Source organism: Sphingomonas sp. (genome assembly GCF_017745215.1).
GTDB lineage: Bacteria > Pseudomonadota > Alphaproteobacteria > Sphingomonadales > Sphingomonadaceae > Sphingomonas.
Genome location: NZ_JAGHZV010000003.1, coordinates 170,761 through 192,927, shown reverse-complemented (window position 1 = coordinate 192,927; position 22,167 = coordinate 170,761). Strand labels below are relative to the sequence as shown.

Annotated in this window: 19 protein-coding genes; 7 read left to right on the top strand and 12 right to left on the bottom strand. The window is 68.6% G+C overall.

All coding sequences use genetic code 11. From position 1 onward, the window contains the following. Nucleotides 1–79: 79 nt before the first annotated feature. Nucleotides 80–928, bottom strand: coding sequence for an IclR family transcriptional regulator (locus J7495_RS04830; RefSeq protein ID WP_294054945.1), 849 nt, complete (start codon nucleotides 926–928; stop codon nucleotides 80–82). Between the two features lie 189 nt (nucleotides 929–1,117). Here J7495_RS04830 and rhmD point away from each other — a divergent pair, with 189 nt between their 5' ends. The 5 genes from rhmD to rhaT all read left to right on the top strand — a co-directional run bounded on the left by rhmD (nucleotide 1,118) and on the right by rhaT (nucleotide 6,062). Then, the gene (rhmD, locus tag J7495_RS04825; RefSeq protein WP_294055071.1) at nucleotides 1,118–2,302 is read left to right on the top strand and encodes an L-rhamnonate dehydratase; all 1,185 of its coding nucleotides are present in this window, start codon (nucleotides 1,118–1,120) and stop codon (nucleotides 2,300–2,302) included. A 10-nt stretch (nucleotides 2,303–2,312) separates the two neighbouring features. Continuing rightward, the gene (locus tag J7495_RS04820) at nucleotides 2,313–3,188 is read left to right on the top strand and encodes a fumarylacetoacetate hydrolase family protein (protein ID WP_294054944.1); all 876 of its coding nucleotides are present in this window, start codon (nucleotides 2,313–2,315) and stop codon (nucleotides 3,186–3,188) included. Next, nucleotides 3,185–3,931 (top strand): SDR family NAD(P)-dependent oxidoreductase, encoded by a 747-nt coding sequence (locus J7495_RS04815; protein WP_294054943.1) that lies wholly within the window; start codon nucleotides 3,185–3,187, stop codon nucleotides 3,929–3,931. Before J7495_RS04820 ends, J7495_RS04815 begins: the two co-directional genes overlap by 4 nt. A 28-nt stretch (nucleotides 3,932–3,959) precedes the next feature. After that, complete coding sequence (locus J7495_RS04810) at nucleotides 3,960–4,859, top strand: amidohydrolase family protein (RefSeq protein WP_294054942.1); 900 nt, start codon at nucleotides 3,960–3,962, stop codon at nucleotides 4,857–4,859. Between the two features lie 144 nt (nucleotides 4,860–5,003). Then, nucleotides 5,004–6,062, top strand: a complete 1,059-nt coding sequence (rhaT, locus tag J7495_RS04805; protein WP_294054941.1) for an L-rhamnose/proton symporter RhaT — start codon at nucleotides 5,004–5,006, stop codon at nucleotides 6,060–6,062. 117 nt (nucleotides 6,063–6,179) lie between these two features. On the opposite strand, the gene J7495_RS04800 is transcribed toward rhaT, so the two are convergent. From J7495_RS04800 to J7495_RS04785, 4 genes are read right to left on the bottom strand one after another with little or no spacing between them, the layout of a single operon-like run. Continuing rightward, a complete protein-coding gene (locus J7495_RS04800; RefSeq protein ID WP_294054940.1) occupies nucleotides 6,180–8,681 on the bottom strand; it encodes an ABC transporter permease in 2,502 nt (833 codons plus the stop codon). 18 nt (nucleotides 8,682–8,699) lie between these two features. Further along, nucleotides 8,700–9,380 carry an ABC transporter ATP-binding protein gene (locus tag J7495_RS04795; protein ID WP_294055069.1) on the bottom strand — a complete coding sequence of 227 codons (681 nt, stop codon included), beginning with the start codon at nucleotides 9,378–9,380 and terminating at the stop codon, nucleotides 8,700–8,702. Between the two features lie 23 nt (nucleotides 9,381–9,403). Continuing rightward, on the bottom strand, nucleotides 9,404–10,720 hold the full coding sequence (locus tag J7495_RS04790; RefSeq protein ID WP_294054939.1) for an efflux RND transporter periplasmic adaptor subunit: 1,317 nt from the start codon (nucleotides 10,718–10,720) through the stop codon (nucleotides 9,404–9,406). Beyond that, complete coding sequence (locus J7495_RS04785) at nucleotides 10,717–10,938, bottom strand: hypothetical protein (RefSeq protein WP_294054938.1); 222 nt, start codon at nucleotides 10,936–10,938, stop codon at nucleotides 10,717–10,719. Before J7495_RS04785 ends, J7495_RS04790 begins: the two co-directional genes overlap by 4 nt. A 148-nt stretch (nucleotides 10,939–11,086) precedes the next feature. Between J7495_RS04785 and J7495_RS04780 the strand changes: the two genes are divergently transcribed. Together J7495_RS04780 and J7495_RS04775 are read left to right on the top strand one after the other, a co-directional pair. Then, nucleotides 11,087–12,478: a sigma-54 dependent transcriptional regulator gene (locus J7495_RS04780; RefSeq protein ID WP_294054937.1), complete on the top strand. Its 1,392-nt coding sequence runs from the start codon at nucleotides 11,087–11,089 to the stop codon at nucleotides 12,476–12,478. Next, complete coding sequence (locus J7495_RS04775; RefSeq protein ID WP_294054936.1) at nucleotides 12,468–13,784, top strand: ATP-binding protein; 1,317 nt, start codon at nucleotides 12,468–12,470, stop codon at nucleotides 13,782–13,784. The genes J7495_RS04780 and J7495_RS04775 overlap by 11 nt, the downstream gene beginning before the upstream one ends. A gap of 24 nt (nucleotides 13,785–13,808) precedes the next feature. Here J7495_RS04775 and J7495_RS04770 read toward each other — a convergent pair whose 3' ends face one another. The 7 genes from J7495_RS04770 to kdpF all read right to left on the bottom strand — a co-directional run bounded on the left by J7495_RS04770 (nucleotide 13,809) and on the right by kdpF (nucleotide 22,078). Further along, nucleotides 13,809–14,039 carry a hypothetical protein gene (locus J7495_RS04770; RefSeq protein WP_294054935.1) on the bottom strand — a complete coding sequence of 77 codons (231 nt, stop codon included), beginning with the start codon at nucleotides 14,037–14,039 and terminating at the stop codon, nucleotides 13,809–13,811. 105 nt (nucleotides 14,040–14,144) lie between these two features. Continuing rightward, nucleotides 14,145–14,834: a response regulator transcription factor gene (locus tag J7495_RS04765; RefSeq protein ID WP_294054934.1), complete on the bottom strand. Its 690-nt coding sequence runs from the start codon at nucleotides 14,832–14,834 to the stop codon at nucleotides 14,145–14,147. 7 nt (nucleotides 14,835–14,841) lie between these two features. Beyond that, nucleotides 14,842–17,496, bottom strand: coding sequence for a sensor histidine kinase KdpD (locus J7495_RS04760; RefSeq protein WP_294054933.1), 2,655 nt, complete (start codon nucleotides 17,494–17,496; stop codon nucleotides 14,842–14,844). Then, nucleotides 17,493–18,095, bottom strand: coding sequence for a potassium-transporting ATPase subunit KdpC (gene kdpC, locus J7495_RS04755; protein WP_294054932.1), 603 nt, complete (start codon nucleotides 18,093–18,095; stop codon nucleotides 17,493–17,495). The genes J7495_RS04760 and kdpC overlap by 4 nt, the downstream gene beginning before the upstream one ends. A 134-nt stretch (nucleotides 18,096–18,229) precedes the next feature. Then, nucleotides 18,230–20,260 carry a potassium-transporting ATPase subunit KdpB gene (gene kdpB, locus J7495_RS04750; RefSeq protein WP_294054931.1) on the bottom strand — a complete coding sequence of 677 codons (2,031 nt, stop codon included), beginning with the start codon at nucleotides 20,258–20,260 and terminating at the stop codon, nucleotides 18,230–18,232. 14 nt (nucleotides 20,261–20,274) lie between these two features. Continuing rightward, nucleotides 20,275–21,978 (bottom strand): potassium-transporting ATPase subunit KdpA, encoded by a 1,704-nt coding sequence (kdpA, locus tag J7495_RS04745; protein WP_294054930.1) that lies wholly within the window; start codon nucleotides 21,976–21,978, stop codon nucleotides 20,275–20,277. Nucleotides 21,979–21,988: 10 nt separating this feature from the next. Next, entirely contained in the window at nucleotides 21,989–22,078 is a 90-nt protein-coding gene (gene kdpF, locus J7495_RS04740) for a K(+)-transporting ATPase subunit F (protein WP_294054929.1), read from the bottom strand. Nucleotides 22,079–22,167: the final 89 nt, after the last annotated feature.

Genomic DNA, 22,167 nt, shown 5'->3' with positions numbered 1-22,167 from the left:
ACCCAGGGCCGCGAGCGACGTCTTCCGTAACCCTGGGTCCCGGCTTTCGCCGGGATGACGGAAGAAGGAGCGCGGTGTCTCACCGCCGCCCCCGCCCGAGCCGCGCCTGGCGTGCAGTCTCGGCGGACCAGCCCATGTCCGCGCTGATCGCCCGTGCCGTATGCAGCACGTCGGCGGTCAGCGTCTCCATCCGCTCGTCGGCCATGTACTGCGCCGCGCTCGACACGCTCATCGCGGCGACGATCGCGCCCGAGGCGTTGCGGATCGGCGCCGCGACGCAGCGGATCAGATCCTCATTCTCCTCCAGGTCGTAGGTCCGGCCCGCAGTCACATAGCCGCGCATCCGATTGACCCATTGGTCATAGTCCGCCGGCGGCGAGCCCGAGGCGTGGTCCTTCTGGAACAGCCGCTTCCACTGGTCCGCCTCGGCGTCGAGCAGGAGCGCCTTGCCGAGCCCGGTGGCGGTCAGCGGATGCCGGTCGCCGATCCGGCTATTGATCTCGACGCGCCGCCGTCCGGCGATCTTGTCGAGATACAGCGCGCGGTCGTGATCGAGGATGCCGAGGTGCACCGTATCCTCGGTGCTCGCCGCCAGCGCCTCGAGGTGCGGGCGCGCGATCTGGACGACGTCGGTCTGCTGCTGCGCGAGGAAGCCCAGCTCGAGCAGCTTCGGCCCGAACTGATAGCCGAGCCGCGGCACGAAGGTGAGGTAGCGCCGCTCGACCAGCGCGGTCGCCAGCCGGTGCGTCGTCGACCGCGTAAGGTCGAGTCGCGCGGCCAGCTCGGCGAGGGCGACTGGCCCGTCGACCATCGCCTCGATCACGTCGAGCCCGCGCAACAGGGTCTGGCTCCCGGCCTGGGCACGGCCCTCCGAAGCTCTCTCCTCCCGCTTTTGAGTCAAATCAGCGTTTGACGGCATGTGTCTCATCTCGTAATACTGCGTCCCATAATATGGAATATCGTGCCAGACAATGGGGCAGGAGGGGGAAATCATAGTCGCCAAACGCCTTGGCCCGCGCGGCGCGCTGTTCGTACCACATGATGGTACGCGATGGACAGGCTTGCGCCGTGCGGCGGCTTCCTCTCCAACGCTGTCACCGTCGAGCCGGGATTTCCGATGAGCCTGCCCAAGATCCGCGCGGTCCGCGCCTTTGTCGTCCGCGGCGGCGGCGCCGATTACCATGACCAAGGCGGTGGCCATTGGATCGACGACCACATCGCCACGCCGATGGCCAGATACCCCGAATATCGCGCCTCGCGGCGGAGCTTCGGGATCAATGTGCTCGGCACGCTGGTGGTCGAGATCGAGGCCGAGGACGGTACGATCGGCTTTGCGGTGACCACCGGCGGCGAGCCCGCCTGCTACATCGTCGAGAAGCACCTCGCGCGCTTCCTCGAGGGGCGCTCGCCCACGGATTACGAGAAGATCTGGGACCAGATGTACTTCTCGACCCAATATTATGGCCGCAAGGGGCTGGTGGTGAACGCCATCTCGGGTGTCGACCTCGCGCTTTGGGACCTGCTCGGCAAGCTCAGGCAGGAGCCGGTCTATCACCTGCTCGGCGGCGCGGTGCGCGACGAACTGCAATTCTACGCCACCGGCGCGCGGCCCGACGTCGCCAAGGAACTCGGCTTCATCGGCGGCAAGCTGCCGCTCCACCACGGGCCCGCCGAGGGGCTGGAGGGGCTCCACAAGAACGTCGCGCTGCTCGCCGACATGCGGGCGAAGTGCGGCGACGACTTCTGGCTGATGTACGACTGCTGGATGGCGCTCGACGTCGACTATGCGACACGCCTCGCGCTCGCCTGCCACGAGCATGGCCTCAAATGGATCGAGGAAGCGATCAGCCCCGACGATTACTGGGGCTATGCCGAGCTGAAGCGCAACGTCCCCAAGGGCATGCTCGTCACCACCGGCGAGCATGAAGCGACGCGCTGGGGCTTCCGCATGCTGCTCGAGATGGACTGCTGCGACATCATCCAGCCCGACGTCGGCTGGTGCGGCGGGGTGACCGAGCTGCTCAAGATCTCGGCACTGGCCGATGCGCGCGGCAAGCTGGTCGTTCCGCACGGCTCGTCGGTCTACAGCTATCATTTCGTGATCACGCGCCACAATTCGCCCTTCGCCGAGTTCCTGATGATGCATCCGGGGCCGACCGAAGTGGTGCCGATGTTCGCGCCGCAGTTGCTCGGCGAGCCGGTGCCCGAGAAGGGCCGCCTGCGCGCGAGTGCGCTCGACAAGCCCGGCTTCGGCGTCGAGCTCAACCGCGACATTCCCCTCCACCGACCCTACACACACTGAGGACCTCCCCATGAAGCTGCTGCGATACGGCGCAAGCGGACAGGAAAAGCCCGGCCTTCTCGATGCGGAGGGCCGCATCCGCGACCTCTCCGGCGTAGTCCCCGACATCGGCGCCGCCGAGATCTCGCCCCAGGGCCTGGCGAAGCTCGCTGCGATCGACCCGGCGACGCTGCCCTTGGTCGAGGGTACGCCCCGCTACGGCACTCCCGTCGCGGGCAGCCGCAAGTTCATCGCGATCGGGCTCAACTATGCCGATCACGCGGCCGAATCGAACCTGCCGATCCCGCCCGAGCCGGTGGTGTTCAACAAATGGATCTCGTGCCTCCAGGGTCCCAACGACCCCGTCACGATCCCGCGCGATTCCAGGAAGACCGATTGGGAAGTGGAGCTGGGCGTGATCATCGGCAGCACCGCGAGCTATGTCGACGAAGCCGATGCGCTCCGCCATGTCGCCGGCTATTGCGTGGTCAACGACGTCTCCGAGCGCCACTGGCAGATCGAGCGCGGCCTCACCTGGGACAAGGGCAAGGGCTTCCCGACGTTCGGCCCCGTCGGCCCCTGGCTGGTGACCGCGGACGAGGTCGGCGACCCCCAGAACCTGTCGATGTGGCTCGAAGTCAACGGCAAGCGCGTCCAGGATGGCAGCACCAGGACGATGATCTTCCCGGTCGCCGAGATCGTCGCCTATTGCTCGCAGATCATGACGCTCGAGCCGGGCGACATCATCACCACCGGCACCCCGCCGGGCGTCGGCATGGGGCAGAAGCCCGAGCCCTGGTACCTCAAGCCCGGCGACACGATGGCGCTCGGCATCGAAAAGCTCGGCGAGCAGCGCCAGACCTGCGTCGCCTGGAGCCCCAAGAGCACAGGCGGGAGCGTGGCATGAGCTTCGCGGGGCGTTTCGACGGCCGCGTCGCGGTCGTCACCGGCGGCGCCTCGGGGCTCGGCCGAGAGACGGCGCGACGGATCGTCGCCGAGGGCGGGCAGGTCGTGCTGTGGGACATCGATCCCGAGTGGCTGGCCGAAGCAGGCGCCGACGTCGGCGCGGCGCACACCATCGCTTTTGACGTGCGCGAACCTGGTGCCGTGGCGCGCGCGACCGAGGAGACGCTGGCGAAGCTGGGCCGGATCGACGTTCTGGTGAACTCGGCCGGCATCACGGGAGCGACGGCGCCGGTCCATGAATACCCGATCGACTCCTGGCTCCAGGTGATCGACGTCAACCTGAACGGCCTCTTTTATTGCTGCCGCGCCGTGGTGCCGGGGATGATCGCCGCCGGGTATGGGCGGATCGTCAACGTCGCCTCGGTGGCGGGCAAGGAAGGCAATCCCAACGCCTCGGCCTATTCGGCGTCCAAGGCGGCGGTGGTCGGCTTCACCAAGTCGCTCGGCAAGGAACTCGCGACCAAGTGCGTGATCGCCAACGCCATCACCCCGGCGACCTTCGAGAGCCCGATCCTCGCGCAGCTGCCGCAGAGCCAGGTCGACTATATGCTCTCGAAGATTCCGATGGGCCGGTTGGGCGACATCCGCGAGACCGTGGCAATGGTGTGCTTCATGGCTTCGGAGGAATGCAGCTTCACTACCGCTTCGACCTTCGACACGTCGGGCGGGAGGACGACCTTCTAGGGCGGCTGGAGCAGGAGAGGGGAGGGCCATGACCGCGCTGCCGTTCGTCGACGCGCATGTGCATCTGTGGAAGCTGGACGGCGCGATCCGCTATGCCTGGCTCACGCCGCCGTTCGCCGACGACGGGCCCAACGGCAGCGTCGAGCCGATCGCCTCGAGCTACGGCATCGACGACTATCGCCGCGAGGCGGCGGCATGGAACCCGGTGGGATGCGTCCACATCGACGCCGGCGCCGAAGCTGCCGACGCGCTCGCCGAGACCGACTGGCTCCAGGGCATCGCCGATGCCGAAGGGATGCCGAGCGGCATCGTCGCCTTCGCTGCGCTCGACGATCCCAATGTCGATACGCTGCTCCACGACCATGCCCGCCGGCGCAACGTCCGCGGCATCCGGCACATCGTCAACTGGCATGCAGATCCGAAGCGCACCTACACGCCGCGCGACGTCACGCTCGATCCCGAATGGGAAGCGGGTTTCGCGCTGCTCGGCAAGCACGGCCTGTCCTTCGACCTCCAGGCCTATCCCGGCCAGTTCGCGCATCTCGCCGCGATCATCGAGCGCCATCCCGAGGTCCAGGTAATCGTCAACCATGGCGGCATGGGCGTCGACGGCGAGGACGAATGGCGCGCGAGCATGAAGCGGCTCGCGGTGCTGCCCAATGTCGCGGTCAAGCTCTCGGGCATGGGCTTCGTCTTCCGCCCGCTCTCGACCGACGCTGTGCGGGCGCGGACGCTCGCGACGATCGAGCTGTTCGGCGCGGGCCGTTGCATGATCGCGAGCGACTTCCCGACCGACCGGCTGTTCGGCAGCTTCGACGCAACCTTGTCGATGCTCGCCGACGCGGTCGCCGACTTCACCGAGAGCGAGCGCCGCGCGCTGTTCGGTCGCAACGCCAATCGCATCTACCGGCTCGGGCTGGAGGTGTGAGGATGACCATCCAGCACCTCCAGCCGTCTTCCCCGCGAACGCGGGGATCCCGCTCTTCCACCGCAGAAGAAGAAGCGGTGTCCCCGCTTTCGCGGGGGTGACGGCTGATATTTTGAGACAAGAAGAAACCCAGGAGAGGATCCCATGACCCCAAACCCGCTGATCGGCGTGTTCTTCCACTGGCTGGGAGGCCTCTCCTCCGCGAGCTTCTATGTGCCCTATCGCGCGGTGAAGCGCTGGTCGTGGGAGATCTACTGGCTCACCGGCGGGCTGTTCTCCTGGCTGCTTGCGCCGTGGTTCTTCGCGTCGATCCAGACGCATGACCTGCTCGGCGTGCTCGGCCGCGCCGAGGGCTCGACGATCCTCTGGCCGATCGTGTTCGGGATGCTCTGGGGCTTCGGCGGGCTCACCTACGGCCTCACCATGCGTTACCTCGGGCTGTCGCTCGGCATGGGCGTGGTGCTCGGGCTGTGCACGGTGTTCGGCACGCTGATCCCGCCGATCTTCCGCGGCGAGTTCGCCGAGAAGCTGCTCGGCAACCAGACCGGCCACTACAACCTCGTCGGCATCCTGATCACCATCCTCGGGATCGTCGTCGTCGCCTTCGCCGGCGCGCGCAAGGACGCCTCGCTCAGCCCCGAGCAGAAGGCCGCCGCGGTCGCCGAGTTCGACTTCCGCAAGGGGATCTGGGTGGCGATCTTCTCGGGCATCATGTCGTCGTGCTTCTCCTTCGGCCTCGCGGCGGGCGAGCCGATCAAGGCGCTCTCCGCCGCCGCGGGCACCGGCCCCTTGTGGACCGGGCTGCCGGTGCTGTGCCTGGTGATGTTCGGCGGGCTGCTCACCAATGCGGTGTGGTGCGCGATCCTGATCGTGCGCAACCGCAGCGCGGGGCAATGGCTCGGCAAGGGCGAGGCGGTCGGCGCGCCGCTGGGGCTCAACCTGCTGCTCTGCGCGATCGCGGGGACGGCCTGGTATTTCCAGTTCTTCTTCTACACCATGGGGGAGAGCCAGATGGGCAAGTACGGCTTCTCGAGCTGGACGCTGCACATGGCCTCGATCATCATCTTCGGGACGATCTGGGGCTTTGCCTTCCGCGAGTGGAAGGACGCCGCGCCGGGAGTGAAGCTCACCGTGTGGAGCGGCGTCGGCCTGCTCGTGCTGGCGACGGTCGTGATCGGCTACGGCAATTCGCTGGGGGTCTAGGAAGCGCCCAATTCGAGGCCCGAACCCAGCCGCGTCCGAAGAGCGGCTGGAATCCTCCAGCCGCCCCGGCCAAGCAGCCGAACTCCTACATCGCAAGTCCGGCTGCGTGAGCTTCCTTCATTCGTAGCGTAGCGCATTCACCGGATTGGCCCGCGCCACGCGCCAGGCGTGTGCGCTGATCGTGCCCACCGCGATCCCCAGCGCGAGCAGCGAGGCGAGCAGGAAGGGCACCGGCGTCAGCGTGATCCGCGCGTCATAGGTGTTGAGCCAGTCGCGCATCACCCACCAGGCCACCGGCCAGGCGATCAAATTGGCGATCACCACCGGCTTGGAGAATTGCCAGACGAGCAGCCGGACGATGTCGAGCGTGCGCGCGCCGAGCACCTTGCGGATGCCGATCTCCTTGGTCCGCCGCTCGGCCGTGAATGCCGCGAGCCCGAACAGCCCGAGGCAGGCGATGATCACCGCAAGCCCTGCGAACAGCGCGAACATCTGCGCGCGCGCGTCGATCCGCTCGTAGCTGCGCTGGATCACGGCGTCGCCCAAGTCGGCGTCGAAGGGCAGGTCGGGGGCGAAGCGGCGCCAAACCTTCTCGATGCCCGCCTGCACGGTCTTGGGATCGCCGATGTAGCGCGCGAGCATCCAGTTCACGTTGTGGCGGTCGAGCTGGAACATGATCGGCTCGATCGGCGACGAGACGGTGCGGAAGCGCGAATCGCCGACCACGCCGATGATCGTCAGGTTCATCAGTCCGCCCATCTCCTCGGGCACGCCGGTCTTGATCACCTTGCCCACCGCGTCCTGCGGGCTGGCGAAGCCGAGCCGCTTGGCGCCGGCCTCGTTGATCACGACATAGCCGCCGCGCTGGACCATCGCCTTCTCCGCCGCATTGTCGCGCGGCAGCGGCGTGGTCATGTCGTCCATGGGCCGCTTCTCGTCGAAGAGGCGGCCGGCGACGAGCGGGATCTCCATCGTGCGGAAGAAGCCCGCGTCGACGCCGTAGACGCCGATATCGGTCGAATTGTCGCTGTCGGGCGGGATCACGCTGGTGGTCGAGGTGTTGCCGGTGACGATGCCGACGCCGGTGCGGCCGACCGACTGGACGCCCGGGACCTTGCCGACCGCGTCGGTAAGCGCTTCGGCCTGGTTGACCAGCGCGTCGGTGCCGATGCCGTTGAGCTGGATCAGTCCCTCGCGCTTGAAGCCGGGATCGATCGAGCGGGCGTAGACGCCCTGGGCATAGACCACCGCAGTGCAGACGATCAGCCCGATCGAGACCGCGAACTGGATCACCACCAGCGCGCTGCGCAACCGCCCCGTGCCTTCGGCGTCCGAGGCGGACTTGTTCGCCTTGAGCACCTGCGCGGGCTGGAAACGCGAGAGGTGGAAGGCCGGATAGAGCCCGCCCGCCGCGCCGACGAGCAGCACCAGCCCGAGGATCGGCAGGATCAGTCCGTCCTTGCCGAAGTATCGGAGGGTCAATTCGGCATCGAGGAAGTGGGCGAACCAGGGCAGCGCCAGCTCGGTGACCGCCAGTGCGAGCACCATGGAAACTGCGGCGATCAGCACCGATTCGCTCAGGAACTGGACGACCAGCTGGCCGCGCGTCGCGCCGAGCACCTTGCGCAGCGCCACTTCGCGGGCACGCTGGCTGGCGCGGGCGGTGGCGAGGTTGGTGAAGTTGATGCACGCCATCGCGAGGATCAGCAGCGCGATGATCGCGAAGGTGGCGATCGACTTGGCGTCGCCGGCCGCGGTCATCGCCGAGCCCTGCGCCTTGCCGAGGTGGATGTCGGGTGCGGCAACCAGCTTGAAGGTGCGCGATTCGCCCATGTTGCTGCGCTGGCCGTTGAAGAAGTCGTCGGGGATGTTGCGCTTCTTCCACGCGTTGAACTGCGAATTGATCGCGTTGACGTCGGCGCCGGGCTTGAGCCGGGCGTAGACCCAGCCCGAGGTCCAGCCCCATTGGGTGAGGAAGCCGCTCTCGGCACCGAACATCGCGGGGAAGTCGACGCGGACGATCATGTCGGCGTCGAGGTGCGAATGCTTGGGGATGTCGCGGAGCACGCCGGTGACGCGGTAATCGGCCTTCTTGCCGTTGATCAGCAGCGTCACCGTCCGGCCGACCACCTCGGTCGTGCCGAACAGCGCCGTCGCCTTGTGCTCGGTGAACACCACCGTGCCCGGCCGCGACAGCGCCTGCCGGGCGTCGCCGCGCGCGAGCGGCAGTGCGATCGTGTCGAAGAAGGGCCCGTCGACGACACGGGCGTCGCCACCCGAGACCGCGCCGCCGTCCTTGACCACCGATACGTCCATGCTGCCCATGTAGACGGCGTGCTCGATCTGGGGGAAATCCTTCACCAGCGCGGCCTTCGAGACATAGGGGGCGCCCTGGTTGTCGAAGGAGTCGGAGGTGGTCTTGCTCTGGTAATAGACCTGGAGCTGATAGGTGCGCTGCGCTTCGGGCAGCCAGTCGTCGTAGCTGCGCTCATATTGGACGTAGAGCAGGATCAGCAGGCATGCGGCCAGGCCGATCGCCAGCCCGACGATGTTGATGAAGGCATAGGTCCGGCTCTTGGCGAGCGCGCGGACCGCGACGGTGAGATAGTTGCGCCACATGGATCTGCTTCCCTTCGCTCAGGCCGCCTGGCGCCGTTCCTGGAGGATCCGCCCGTCGAGCATGTTGACGATGCGGGTCGCGTAATCGGCATGCGCCGGCGAGTGGGTGACCATCACGATCGTCGATCCCTCGGCGTTGAGCTGCTGGAGCATCCGCATCACTTCCTCGCCGTGCTGGGTGTCGAGGTTGCCGGTGGGCTCGTCGGCGAGGATCAGCTTGGGCTCGGCGACGAGCGCGCGGGCGACCGCGACGCGCTGCTGCTGCCCGCCCGAGAGCTGGCTCGGCCGATGCTTCGCACGATGCGCGATGCCGACGCGGTCCATCACTGCGTCCGCGCGGCGGCGGCGCTCGGATGCCGAAACGGCGTGATAGAGCAACGCGAGCTCGATGTTCTCGCGCACCGAGAGTTCGTCGACCAGGTTGAAGCTCTGGAAGATGAAGCCGATGTTGGCCTTGCGCGTCGCCGAGAGCTTGCTCTCGCTGAGCCCTGCGACTTCCTGGCCGTTGAACCGGTAGGAGCCGCTCGACGGGCTGTCGAGCATGCCGATCAGGTTGAGCAGGGTCGACTTGCCGCAGCCCGAAGGCCCCATGATCGCCACGAACTCGCCCTGGGCGATGTCCAGGTCGATCGCGTCGATCGCGGTCGTCTCGACCGTCTCGGTGCGATAGACACGGGAGAGGTTGCGCATCTCGAGCATCGTCATGTCCTTCTGTTCGGGGCTCATGGATTGGCGAGGACCAGCCGGTCCTTGTCCGCGAAGCCGGTGTAGGGAGAGGTGATCACGCGCTCGCCGGGGTCGAGCCCGTCGAGCACTTCGATGAAATTCTCGTTGCGGCGGCCGAGCCGGACCTGGCGCTTGACCGCGCTGCGCCCGTCGGGAGCGACGACGAAGATCCAGGCGCCGCCAGTCTCGTTGTAGAAGGCGCCGTTGGGGATCAGCCGCGCAGGGCTCGGGTCGCCGAGGGTGAGGCGGACCTGCAAGGTCTGGCCGCGCTGCACGCCCTGCGGCTCCGCGCCGATGAACTGCAGATCGATCTGGAACTGGCCGTTCTGGACCTGCGGGTAGATCTTGGTGACTTGCGCGCGATAGCGCTGCCCACCGGTCTCGAGCTCTGCCTTCTGCCCCACCGCGACGCGGCCGAGGTAGAATTCGTCGACGCCGGCGATGAGCTTGTTGTGCCCGGGCGAGTCGATCTGCCCGATCCGCTCGCCGCGCTGGAGCGACTGGCCGACCTGGACATTGAACCCCGAGAGCTGCCCCGCCACCGGCGCGCGCAGGTTGAGCGCGTCGAGGTTGGCGTGCGCGATCGCGAGGCTCGACTGGAGCGAGCTGGCCGAGGCGCGGAGCTGGTCGAGCTGGCTCGACTGCATCTTCTCGTCGTTCGCCTGCGTGCGCTGCGCGACTTCGAGCCGCTTGCGCTCATAGTCGAACTGGTCGCTGGTGTCGGCGAAGGTCTTGGTGGGGACGAAGCCCTTGGCGGCGAGCGGCTTCTCGCGGTCGTACTGGCGGCGAGCCTTTTCGAGCGCGAGCCGTGACTCGAGCACCGCGCGCTCGTTGGCGAGGCGAGTCTGCGAGAGCGCGAGCTCCTGGCTGCGCATGCTATTGATCTGCTGCTCGACCTCGGCCTGGTCGCGCAGCGTCGAGAGCTGGAGGTCGGGGTTCGACAGCATCGCGATCAGCTGGTCCTTGGCGACGGTCGCGCCGTCCTCGACGAGCATCTTCTCGACCCGCCCGCCCTCGACCGCGTCGATGTAGACGGTGAGCAGCGGGGTGACGCGGGCGCGGAGCGGCACGAAATCGTCGAAGGTGCCGCGCGTGACTTCGGAGACAGCGAGCCGCGAGGCGTCGATCGTCTGGCTGTCGCCGCGCGGGGCGAACCAGAAGAAGCCGAGTGCTGCGAACAGCAGCACCGCGCCGCCGATCGCGGCCTTCCAGGCGAGGGGCAGGCGACGGCGGACGATCTCGCGATCCATCGCGCCACCATGGTTGGCGTTCGCTTCGTCGGCCGCGCCGCGGCGGATGCGGACGATGCTCACGAAAAGGCCTTTCGCCGACTGTCCGATTCCGGACGCGACTGTCCGATATCGAACGCCAGATTGACCGCCGCCGAGCGCAGCGTGAACGAGATGCGCTGGGTGTCGACCGAGAATTCCAGCCCGGCCGGGCCGCTGCGCGGCAGGGTGCAGAGCATCAGCGTCACCGCGATCAGCGTCGCGATCCGCATGGCCTGCCTCAGTGTCGGTCTGTCTCGCATCGTCCCTGCTCCATTCGCCTTTGCGGCTTGCCGGACACTAAGCAGGAGCCGTGCCAATTGCGGTTTGCGAGAGGGGCGGGCCTTGTCGCCGGACTGGCACGCAAATTGATTGTCCGATTTCGCACAGTCACTGTACGGAAGCGGGGCAATGGGCGGACCGGACTTCGATCTCTGCGTGGTCATCGACGATGACGACGACATCCTCCTCGCCGCGCGGCTGCTGCTCCGCTCGCTCTTCGCCGAGGTCCTGGTCGCGCGCGCGCCCGAGGAAGCGCTGGGCGCGCTCGGCTCGCGCAAGCCCGACGTCGTGCTGCTCGATGCCAATTTCGCGCGCGGCGCGACCGACGCACGTGAGGGGCTGGCCTGGCTCGGCCGGCTGCTCGCGATCGATCCGGACATGGTGGTGGTGATGATCACTGCGCATGCCGGCGTGCAGGTCGCGGTCGAAGCGATGAAGCACGGCGCGACCGACTTCGTCTCCAAGCCCTGGGAGAATGAGCGGCTGCTCGCGACGGTGCGGACCGCTGCGGCGCTGCGGCGCTCGCGGGCAGCGGTGTCGACCGAGCGCGCCAAGGTGACGGTGGCAAGCAGCGCGGGCGGCGAGGGGAGCCCGCTGCTCGGCCGCTCGCCGGCGATGGCGCGCGTCCATTCGCTGATCGAGCGCGCGGCGCCGACCAACGCCAATGTACTGGTGCTCGGCGAGAACGGGACGGGCAAGGAACTCGTCGCCCGCGCGCTGCATCGCCTGTCGCTGCGTGCCGACCGGCCGATGCTCACGATCGACTTGGGCGCAGTCGCCGAGGATCTGATCGACTCCGAGCTGTTTGGCCATGTGAAGGGCGCCTTCACCGATGCCCGCGCTGATCGCATCGGGCGGATCCAGGCGGCGGATGGGGGCACGCTGTTCCTCGATGAGGTCGGCAATCTGCCGCTCCACCTGCAGCCCAAGCTGCTCACCGCGCTCGAGCAGCGCAAGGTGACGCCGGTTGGGGGGAACAGGCCGGTGCCGGTCGACATCCGCGTGATCGCCGCGACCAACCTCGCCTTCGACCGGCTCCACGACGAGCGGCAGTTCCGCCAGGATTTGCTGTTCCGGCTCAACACCGTCGAGATATTGCTGCCGCCCCTGCGGGAGCGCCGCGAGGACATTCCCGAGCTCGCCGAGCATTTCCTCGACCTCTATGCCCGCCGCTACGACCGGCCGGTGCCGCGCCTGTCCGGCGCCGCGCTCGACGCGCTGGTGCGGCACGACTGGCCGGGCAATGTCCGGGCGCTGCGCCACGCGGTCGAACGCGCGGTGATCCTGGCGCGGGGCGAGGTGCTCGAGGCGGAGGACTTCACGCTCGGCTCAGCCGCGCCGAGGGTGGCGCGCGAAGCGGTGGTCGAGCCCGAGCGCGACGACATGAACCTCGACCGGGTCGAGAAAAGGCTGGTCGAGGCGGCGCTGAAGAAGCATGGCTACAACATCTCGCTCGCCGCGAACGAGCTGGGGCTGTCGCGCGCCGCGCTCTATCGGCGCATGGAAAAACATGGGCTTTGACCGCAACTTCACGCTCGGGCTGGTCCTGCGGCTGGCGCTGCTGCAGGGCATGCTGGCGCTGCTCGGCTGGTCGGTGGTGACGCCGGGGCTGGTCGCGCCGCGGATCGTCGCAGGGGCGGGGGCCTTCTGGGCGGGCTGGCTGCTCTGGGCGCACATCAACCGCACCAACCTCGAAGTCGCGCGTTTCGTCGAGGCGCTGCGGCACGGCGACCTGTCGGTGCATTTCGACCGCGGCGAAGGCTCGGGCTTCGCGGCGATGGGCAAGGCATTCGACGCCGCGATCCGGCGGCTGCGCGACGAGCGGCGCGAAGCGAACGACGAGCTCGGCTTCCTCCAGATGCTCGTCAACGACGTGCCGGTGCCGATGCTCACCGTCCACGGCGACGGGCGGATCGAGCTGGCGAACAAGGCGGGGCGGCGCTTCTTCGCCGAGCACCAGGGCGTTCGGCCCGAGGATTTCCTGGTCTATGGCGCGACCTTCGCCAACCGGCTCGAGCTCGACGCGCCGGCGCGCGAGGAAGTGCTGATCTTGACGCTCCAGGGCCGTGCCCGGCGCGCGATCGTGCGATCGGCGGCGCTGGCACGGCTCGGCGGGCGGGCGCGGGTGGTGATCGTCCAGCCGGTGCAGGAGACGCTCAACGCGGTCGAGATGGCGGCGCAGACCGACCTGGTGCGCGTGCTCACGCATGAGATCCTCAACTCGTTGACGCCCGTGACGTCGCTTGCCGCCACCGCCTCGACCTTGCTGCGCCAGGGCGAGGCGATCGACGATGCGCGGATCGCGGTGGAGACGCTCGAGCGGCGCGCCGAGGGGCTGCGGCGGTTCGTCCACAGCTATCGCCGGGTGGCGCACGAGCCCGAGGTGCGGCGCGGGCGCTTCGATGCGGCGCCGTTCGCGGCGGAGATGGCGCGGCTGTTCGAAGCGGAATGGCCGGCGATCCCGCTCGACGTCGCGCTGCCCGAAATGCCGTTGACGATCGAGGCCGATGCGGACCTCGCCGCCCAGGCGGTGATCAACCTGCTCCGCAACGCGGCCGAGGCCGCGAGCGCGCACCGCAGCGATCCGCGCGTGACGCTGGGCTTTGCGCGGCTGAGAGGCGGCGAAGTCTCGATCGCGGTGTCGGACAACGGCCCCGGCGTGCCCGAGGAACTCGAGCGCGACATCTTCCTGCCCTTCTTCACCACGCGTCGCGAAGGGACGGGGGTGGGGCTGAACCTGGTCCGCCAGATCGCGGTTGCGCACGGCGGTAGCGTCGAGGTGCACGCGGCCGAAGGCGGCGGGGCGCGGTTCGAGATGCTGCTCTAACGGTCCGCTACCCATCTCTCCGGTTCAATCTCCCACGTAGCGGCTCCACCGCCGCGCCACTTCGACGCGATCGAAGACGTGGCGCCCCAGCGTTGCGAGCAAGGTTCCCCCGCTCGCCGAGAGGAAGGTCGCGGCGGCGAGGAAATAGGCCAGGCCGTCGCGCTCGGCGGGGACTGCGAGGACACGGGCCCGCAAGGTGACTGCGGTCAGCCACGCCAACACGAGCAGCGCGACGCCGGCCAGACGGAGGAACAAGCCATGACAGCGGGACATGCCCCCAGCTACGGCGTCCGGCATAGGCATTCGAGAGCGGTGACCCGGCCCCCGCATTGGATTCGCATAGGCTCGCGGCCGGCTGCCTCAGGTTCCCATCAGCCGATAGCCCACGCCCAGTTCGTTGACGACGATCCGCGGCTGCGCGGGGTCCTCCTCGAGCTTCTGGCGGATGTTGCGGATCACCACGCGCAGATATTCGATGTGGCGCTCGTAATCGTTCGCCCAGACTGCGGCGAGCAGCTGCTGGTGGGTGATCACCCGGCCGGGGAAGCGCGCCAGCTCGGCGATCACCGCGAACTCCTTGGGGGTGAGGTGGATCTCCTCGTCGCCCCGCATCACCCGCCGGTCGAGCAGGTCGAAGGTGATGCCGCCCGCGGTGATGCTCGCCTTGCCGCCCTCGGCGCCGATCCGGCCGCGCAGCGCGGCGCGGACGCGGGCGAGCAGCTCGTCGGTGTCGAAGGGCTTGGTGACATAGTCGACCGCGCCAAGATCGAGCGCGGTCACCTTCTGCTCGGTCGCCTCGCGCGCGGAGACGATCAGCACCGCCGCCCTGGATTGCTTGCGGATCGCCGGGATCAGCTCGAGCCCGTCGCGATCGGGCAGGCCGAGGTCGAGCAGCACGACGTCGGGCTGCACGTCAGCCAGCGCCTCGATCGCCTGACGCCCAGAGCCGGCCTCGGCGATGCGATAGCCGGCGCGGGTGAGCGTGCCCTGGAGCAGGCGGCGGATCTGCGGCTCGTCGTCGACGATCAGGACCGTGGCGGCGTTGGTCATCTTGGGGTCATTCGATGGCTTCTTCGGACTCGCGGATCAGCAGTTGCTCGGGGAAATGGAGGGTGAAGCGCGCGCCGCGCGGCTCGCCGCGGTTCGAGGCCTCGACCGAAAGCCCCATCGCCTCGGCAAAGCCCTTGACGATCGCGAGGCCCAGGCCGGTACCCGCCTTGGAGCGGTCCGAGCCTTCGAGGCGGCGGAAGGTCTCGAACACCTCGCGCTCGCGGCCGTGCGGCAGGCCGGGCCCCTGGTCGAGGATCGACAGATCGAGCGCCCCGGGGATGCGGTCGGCGCGGATCGCGATCGGCGTGTCGGGGTCCGCATAGCGGCCCGCATTGTCGAGCAGGTTGATCAGGCAGTGATGGAAGAGCTGCGGGTCGACGCGGACCAGCGGCAGGCCGGGCGAGACCTGGAGGTCGATCGGATGGTCGGCGAGCGTGGCGCGCGTGTCGTGGACCGCGGCGGAGACGGCGTCGGTGAGATCGACCGGCTCGACGTTGAGCTTGAGCGCACCGGCCTCGACGCGCGCCATGTCGAGCAGGTTCGCGACGAAGCGCTTGAGTCGCTGCGCCTCGGTCTCGATCGTCTCGACGAGCGGGCCGTCGTCGCGGTGCTTCAGCTCGGCGACCGAGCCGAGGATCGCGGTGAGCGGCGTGCGCAGGTCGTGGCTCACCGAGGAGAGCAGTGCCGCGCGGAGGCGATCGCGTTCCTTCAACTCCGCGACGTCGCGCATCTCCTCGCCCAGGCGCATCCGCTCAAGCGCGAGCGTCGCCTGGTCGAGCAGGCTCATCAGCAGCGGGATCTGATCCGACCGGACCGTCTCGCGCGAATCATCGCGGGCGAGGCCGAGCGCGGCGAGCACGCGCTCCTCGATCCCGAGCGGGTAGAAGAGCCAGTCCGAAGCGGTCAGCGTATCCGAGCCGCGGCCGGCGGGGACACCGCGCTCGAGCGTCCATTGCGCGGCGGCGAGCGCGATGGTGTCGAGCGCGTCCTCGGGCGGGATGGCAGCACGGATCTGCGGGCCGTCGGGCGAGGCGACGAGCATCACTGCCTGGACGTCGAGCAGCCGCGCGATCTCGGCGCAGACCGCCTGCATCAGCTCCGCCTCGGTCGCTGCGTCGCTGAGCTGGCGAAGGAAGCCGGCGAGCGCGGCGTTCTGGCGCGCGCTTCCGGCGGCGAGCACGGCCTGCGCCCGGACGCGCGCCGAGAGCGAGCTGGTGAGGAAGGCGACGCCGAGCAGCACGATGATCGTGATGACGTTCTCGGGGTTGCTGACGGTCAGCGTGCCGGTGGGGGGCAGGAAGAAGAAGTTGTAGGCGAGCGAGGAAAGGATCCCGGCGAACAGCGCCGGCCAGCGCCCGAACAGGCTCGCCGCGGCCATCACCGGCAACAGGTAGAGCAGCGCGACATTGGCGAAGTTGAGAATGTGGAACAGCCCGCTGCCGAGCGCGGTGATCCCCGCGACCATCGCGGTGGTCCAGCCGTAGCCGGAGGGGGTGCCATAGTCGCGCGCGGGCCGGACCGAGGGCGCGGGCGGCGCGCCGGCGATCGGCATGACGTGCACCGCGACCCCCGGCGTCTCGCGCACCAGCCGGTCGACCACCGAGCCGTGGCGGAGCTCGAACAGCCGCGAGCGCGCCGACTTGCCGACGATCAAGTGCGTCGCGCGAGCCTCGGCGATGTAGGACTTGATCCCCTCGATCGCCGAATCCGCCGGCACCGACACCACGGCGGCGCCGAGCTGGCTCGCGAGGTTGAGCGCGGCGGCGAGGCGGCGGCGTTCCTCCTCGCCGAAATGCTGGTCGCGCGGGGTCTCGACATGGAGCGCGGTCCAGGGCGCGCGGAAGGTGTCGGCAGTGCGCTTGGCGGCGCGGACCAGTTCCTCTGAGCTCGGCAGCTCGCTGACCGCGACGACGACGCGCTCGCCCACCGCCCAGTTTCCGGCGAGCGCATGGCTGCGGACATAGTCGAGCATCTGCGCGTCGACCGCCTGGGCGGCGCGGCGCAACGCGAGCTCGCGGAGCGCCGAGAGGTTGGACTTGGTGAAGAAGTGATTGAGCGCGCGCGAAGCTTCTTCGGGGACATAGACCTTGCCGTCCTTCAGCCGCTCGATCAGCTCGTCGGGCGGGATGTCGACGACTTCGATCTCGGCGGCCTCGAGCACGCGGTCGGGCACGGTCTCGCGGACGCGGACATGGGTGAAGGAGGCGACGACGTCGTTAAGGCTCTCGATATGCTGGATGTTGACGGTCGAGAAGACGTCGATGCCGGCGTCGAGCAACTCCTCGACGTCCTGGTATCGTTTGGGATGCCGGCAACCTGGCGCGTTGGTGTGTGCGAGCTCGTCGACGAGGACGAGCTGGGGGCGGCGCGCGAGGATCGCGTCGAGGTCCATCTCGCCGATGGCGCGGCCGTGGTAGGGGACCATCTGTCGAGGCACCGCATCGAGCCCTTGGACGAGCGCTTCGGTCTCGGCGCGGCCGTGGGTCTCGACCACGCCGATGACGACGTCGACCCCGGCGTCGCGGCGCGCGGCGCCTTCGCGGAGCATCTCATAGGTCTTGCCGACGCCGGGGGCGGCGCCGAGGAAGACCTTGAGACGGCCGCGGCCCTCCTGCGCGGCGGCGCGCAGCAGGGCCTCGGGATCGGGGCGGTCGGCGTTCACGAAGCGGCTTTAGCGCTTCCCGCCGCGGCCTGTCGATCAAGCGCAAGGTTTAGCTCGAGCACGTTGACGCGGTTCTCGCCGAGGAAGCCGAACAGCGGATGGTGCGTGGAGAGCTCGACGAGCTGGCGGACTCGGTCTTTGGGCAAGCCGCGCGCATGGGCGACGCGGGCGACCTGGAACAAGGCCGCCTCGGGGCTGATATGGGGGTCGAGCCCCGAGGCGGAGGCCGTCACCAGATCGGCGGGAACCGATTGTCCTGGTGGAACCCCGTTGGCGGCGAGATCGGCCTTGACCCGGTCGGCGAGCGCCTGGCTCGCGGGGCCGAGGTTCGATCCCGCCGAAGCGAGCGCATCATAGCCCTTGCCGGCGGCGGAGGGGCGCGGGTGGAAATAGCGGTCCGAGGCAAAGCCCTGGGCGAGCAGGCTGGAGCCGATGATGGTGCCCTTGGCGTCGCGGATGAGGCTGCCGTTGGCCTGGGCGGGGAACAGCGCCTGGCCGGCGCCGGTGAGCGCGAGCGGGTAGAGGATGCCCAGCAGCAGTGCGAACAGGATCGTCAGCACGATCGCCGGGCGGAGCGAGGTCTTGAGGTCTTGGTACATTGCCTTCTTCCTTCTTGAGCCCCTCCCCTTCAGGGGAGGGGTTGGGGGTGGGGCCTGTCCACGGGCGATGGGCTCGGTGAGACTCACAGGCCCCACCCCAACCCCTCCCCTGAAGGGGAGGGGCTTTTATTGGCTCACGCCAAACCGATGGCGTTCACCGCGACGTCGATCGCCTTGATCCCGATGAACGGCACGATCACGCCGCCCAGCCCGTAGATCGCGAGGTTCCTCGCCAGCAGTGGTCCGGCGCCGATCGGGCGGTAGGTCACCCCCTTGAGCGCCAGCGGCACCAGGCACGGGATGATCAGCGCGTTGAAGATGATCGCCGAGAGGATCGCCGACTGCGGCGTCGCGAGGCCCATCACGTTGAGCACCGCCAGCCCGGGGTAGAGTGCCGCGAACATCGCCGGGATGATCGCGAAATACTTCGCGATGTCGTTCGCCACCGAGAAGGTGGTGAGCGAGCCGCGCGTCATCAGCAGCTGCTTGCCGAGGCCCACGACTTCGATGAGCTTGGTCGGGTCGCTGTCGAGGTCGACCATGTTGCCCGCCTCGCGCGCGGCCTGGGTGCCGGTGTTCATCGCCACGCCGACATCGGCCTGGGCGAGGGCAGGGGCGTCGTTGGTGCCGTCGCCGCACATCGCGACGAGCTTGCCGCCGGCCTGTTCCTTGCGGATGAGCGCGAGCTTGTCCTCGGGGGTGGCCTGGGCGAGGAAGTCGTCGACCCCCGCCTCGGCGGCGATTGCGGCGGCGGTGAGCGGGTTGTCACCGGTGATCATCACGGTGCGGATGCCCATGCGGCGAAGCTCGCCGAACCGCTCGCGGATGCCGGCCTTGATCACGTCCTTGAGTGCGATCGCACCGAGGATGCGGGCGTCCTTGACCACGGCGAGCGGCGTCATGCCCGCACGCGCGATCTCGTCGGTCGCGCGCCGCAGCTCGGCGGCGGCGGGGGTGTCGCCGGCGCCGGGATTGGCGCGGAGCACCGAGTCGACCGCGCCCTTCTGGATCAGCATGGGGCCGATCTGGACGCCCGAGATGCGCGTCTGCGCGGTGAAGGGGATCACTTGCGCGTCAGGGGGCAGCGCGGTGCGGCTGACCGCGAACCTGTCTCGCGCGAGGGTGACGATCGAGCGGCCCTCGGGCGTCTCGTCGGCGAGGCTGGCGAGCAGCGCGGCCTCGGCCAGCTCGGAGACATGGACTCCGGTGACCGCGCGGAACTCGCTCGCCTGGCGGTCGCCGACGGTGATCGTCCCGGTCTTGTCGAGCAGCAGCGTGTCGATGTCGCCGGCGGCCTCCACTGCACGGCCCGACTTGGCGAGCACGTTGAAGCGCACCAGCCGGTCCATCCCCGCGATGCCGATCGCCGAGAGCAGCGCGGCGATGGTCGTCGGGATCAGCGTGATGAGCAGCGCGGCGAGGATCGCAACCGGGATCGCGCCGCCGGCATAGCTGGCGAAGGCGGGGATCGTCGCGACCGCGATCAGGAAGATGATCGTCAGGCCGACGAGCAGGATGGTGAGCGCGATCTCGTTGGGGGTCTTCTGCCGTTCCGCGCCCTCGACGAGCGCGATCATCCGGTCGAGGAAACCCTGGCCGGGATCGGCGGTGACCTGGACCTTGACCCAGTCCGAGATCACGCGCGTGCCCGCCGTGACGGCCGAGCGGTCGCCGCCCGCTTCGCGGATCACGGGCGCGCTCTCGCCGGTGATCGCGGCTTCGTTGACGCTGGCGACGCCTTCGATCACTTCGCCGTCGGCGGGGATGAGGTCGCCCGTCTCGACGAGGACGACGTCCCCCTTGCGAAGCTCGCTGGCGCCGACCTGTTCGGTGCGGCCATTGCGGAGGCGCTTGGCGGTGAGCTCGGCCTTGGTGGCGCGCAGCGACGCCGCCTGCGCCTTGCCGCGGCCCTCGGCGAGGGCTTCGGCGAAGGTCCCGAAGAGCACGGTGAGCCACAGCCAGATCACCAGCTGGAGCTTGAAGCCGAAGCCCAGCCCGTCCTGCCCGAGGCCGAGGAGCACCGTGAGGAGCAGCGCGACGCAGGCGGTGACGAACAGGATCGGGTTGCGGATCAACTGGCGCGGATCGAGCTTGAGGAAGGCGTCGCGGATCGCGGGCGCGATCAGCTCGGCGGTGAACAGGGACTTGGTTGCGGTTCTGGCCATGGTGGCGGTTCCGATCAGGAGAGCGTGCCGCGGATCATCGCGAGATGATCGGCGATGGGGCCGAGCGCGAGGCTGGGCAGGAAGGTGAGGCCGCCGAGGATCAGCACAGTGCCGACGAGCAGGCCGATCCACAGCCCGCCGGTGGTCGGGAAGGAGCCCGCGGTCTCGGGGGTGTATTTCTTCGCCGCGAGGCTTCCGGCGATGGCGAGCATCGGCACGATGATGAAGAAGCGACCCACCCACATGCAGATGCCGAGCAGCAGGTTGTAGAAGGGCGTGCCCGCGGTGAGCCCCGCGAAGGCCGAGCCGTTGTTCCCGACTGCGCTGGTGAAGGCGTAGAGGATCTCCGAGAAGCCGTGCGGGCCCTTGTTGAGCGGCCCGGCGAGGCCTGCGGGCAGCACCGAGGCGATCGCGGTGCCGCCGAGGATCGCGAGCGGGAGGACGGCGATGGCGAGCACCGCCAGCTTGACTTCGCGGCTCTCGATCTTCTTGCCGACATATTCGGGCGTGCGGCCGACCATCAGCCCGGCGACGAACACCGCGAGGATCGCGAAGAGCAGGAAGCCGTAGATCCCCGCGCCGACGCCGCCGACCACGACTTCGCCGAGCTGGATGTTGAACAGCGGGATCAGCCCGCCGAGCGCGGTGAAGCTGTCGTGCATCGCATTGACGGCGCCGCACGACGCGGCGGTGGTGACCGTGGCGAACAGCGAGGAGGCGGCGATGCCGAAGCGGACTTCCTTGCCCTCCATATTGCCCCCGGCGACGCCGAGATGCTGGAGCACGGGGTTGCCCGAAGCCTCGGCCCAGTAGCAGACGCTGGTTCCGGCGAGGAACAGGATCACCATCGCCGCGAGGATCGCCCAGCCCTGGCGGGTGTTGCCCACCGCCTTGCCGAAGGTCCAGGTGAGGCCGAAGCCGATCACGAAGATCGAGAGCATCTGGATCAGGTTGGTGAGCGCGTCGGGGTTCTCGAAGGGGTGCGCGCTGTTGCCATTGAAGAAGCCGCCGCCGTTGGTGCCGAGCATCTTGATCGCTTCCTGCGATGCGACGGGCCCGAGCGCGATGACCTGGCGTGCGCCTTCGATCGTGGTGGCGGTGACTTGCTGGGTCAGCGTCTGCGGGACGCCCGCGGCGATCAGGTAGAGCGCATAGACGATCGAGATCGGGAGCAGCAGGTAGAGCGTCACGCGCGTGCAGTCGGCCCAGAAATTGCCGAGCGTCGTCGCCTGGCGCCGCGCGAAGCCGCGGAACAGCGCGAAGGCGAGCGCGATGCCGGTCGCGGCCGAGAGGAAGTTGTGGATCGTCAGCGCGAGCATCTGGCTGAGGTTCGACATCGCCGCCTCGCCCGAATACCATTGCCAGTTGGTGTTGGTGGTGAAGCTCACCGCGGTGTTGAACGCGCCGTCGGGCGTGATGTTCGCCATCCCCGGATCGTTGAGCGGCAGCCATAACTGGGTGCGCAGGATCGCATAGGTGAAAAGCGCCAGCACGGTGTTGAAGATCAGCATGTGCACTGCATAGCGGCGCCAGCCCATCTCGGCGGTGGGGTCGATGCCCGCGAGCTTGTAGAAGCCGCGCTCGACGGGGCCGAGCACGCGGTGCAGCGGGGTGCGGCGGCCCTCGTAGAGCGCGAACAGCCACATACCCATCGGCTTGGTGAGCGCGATGAGGATCGCAGTGAAGACGGCGATCAGGGTCCATCCTTGCCAAGTCATCGGGGCCTCCTCAGAACCGTTCGGGACGCAGCAGCACTGCGACCAGATAGATGAGGAGCGCGAGCGCGACGGCGCCCGCGAGCATGAGGTCGAAGGTCATGGGATCAGGCCTCCTCGCACAGCCGGGCATAGCCGAGCGTCAGCGCCAGCAGCCCAAGGACGAGGCCGATCCAGAGAAGGTCTTGCACG

What these genes read in the sequence shown, in the direction of transcription:
- J7495_RS04830 (WP_294054945.1), bottom strand. Translation starts at nt 928, where the DNA reads ATGAGACACATGCCGTCAAACGCTGATTTGACTCAAAAGCGGGAGGAG.
- rhmD (WP_294055071.1), top strand. Translation starts at nt 1,118, where the DNA reads ATGAGCCTGCCCAAGATCCGCGCGGTCCGCGCCTTTGTCGTCCGCGGC.
- J7495_RS04820 (WP_294054944.1), top strand. Translation starts at nt 2,313, where the DNA reads ATGAAGCTGCTGCGATACGGCGCAAGCGGACAGGAAAAGCCCGGCCTT.
- J7495_RS04815 (WP_294054943.1), top strand. Translation starts at nt 3,185, where the DNA reads ATGAGCTTCGCGGGGCGTTTCGACGGCCGCGTCGCGGTCGTCACCGGC.
- J7495_RS04810 (WP_294054942.1), top strand. Translation starts at nt 3,960, where the DNA reads ATGACCGCGCTGCCGTTCGTCGACGCGCATGTGCATCTGTGGAAGCTG.
- rhaT (WP_294054941.1), top strand. Translation starts at nt 5,004, where the DNA reads ATGACCCCAAACCCGCTGATCGGCGTGTTCTTCCACTGGCTGGGAGGC.
- J7495_RS04800 (WP_294054940.1), bottom strand. Translation starts at nt 8,681, where the DNA reads ATGTGGCGCAACTATCTCACCGTCGCGGTCCGCGCGCTCGCCAAGAGC.
- J7495_RS04795 (WP_294055069.1), bottom strand. Translation starts at nt 9,380, where the DNA reads ATGCTCGAGATGCGCAACCTCTCCCGTGTCTATCGCACCGAGACGGTC.
- J7495_RS04785 (WP_294054938.1), bottom strand. Translation starts at nt 10,938, where the DNA reads ATGCGAGACAGACCGACACTGAGGCAGGCCATGCGGATCGCGACGCTG.
- J7495_RS04780 (WP_294054937.1), top strand. Translation starts at nt 11,087, where the DNA reads ATGGGCGGACCGGACTTCGATCTCTGCGTGGTCATCGACGATGACGAC.
- J7495_RS04775 (WP_294054936.1), top strand. Translation starts at nt 12,468, where the DNA reads ATGGGCTTTGACCGCAACTTCACGCTCGGGCTGGTCCTGCGGCTGGCG.
- J7495_RS04765 (WP_294054934.1), bottom strand. Translation starts at nt 14,834, where the DNA reads ATGACCAACGCCGCCACGGTCCTGATCGTCGACGACGAGCCGCAGATC.
- kdpC (WP_294054932.1), bottom strand. Translation starts at nt 18,095, where the DNA reads ATGTACCAAGACCTCAAGACCTCGCTCCGCCCGGCGATCGTGCTGACG.
- kdpB (WP_294054931.1), bottom strand. Translation starts at nt 20,260, where the DNA reads ATGGCCAGAACCGCAACCAAGTCCCTGTTCACCGCCGAGCTGATCGCG.
- kdpA (WP_294054930.1), bottom strand. Translation starts at nt 21,978, where the DNA reads ATGACTTGGCAAGGATGGACCCTGATCGCCGTCTTCACTGCGATCCTC.
- kdpF (WP_294054929.1), bottom strand. Translation starts at nt 22,078, where the DNA reads ATGACCTTCGACCTCATGCTCGCGGGCGCCGTCGCGCTCGCGCTCCTC.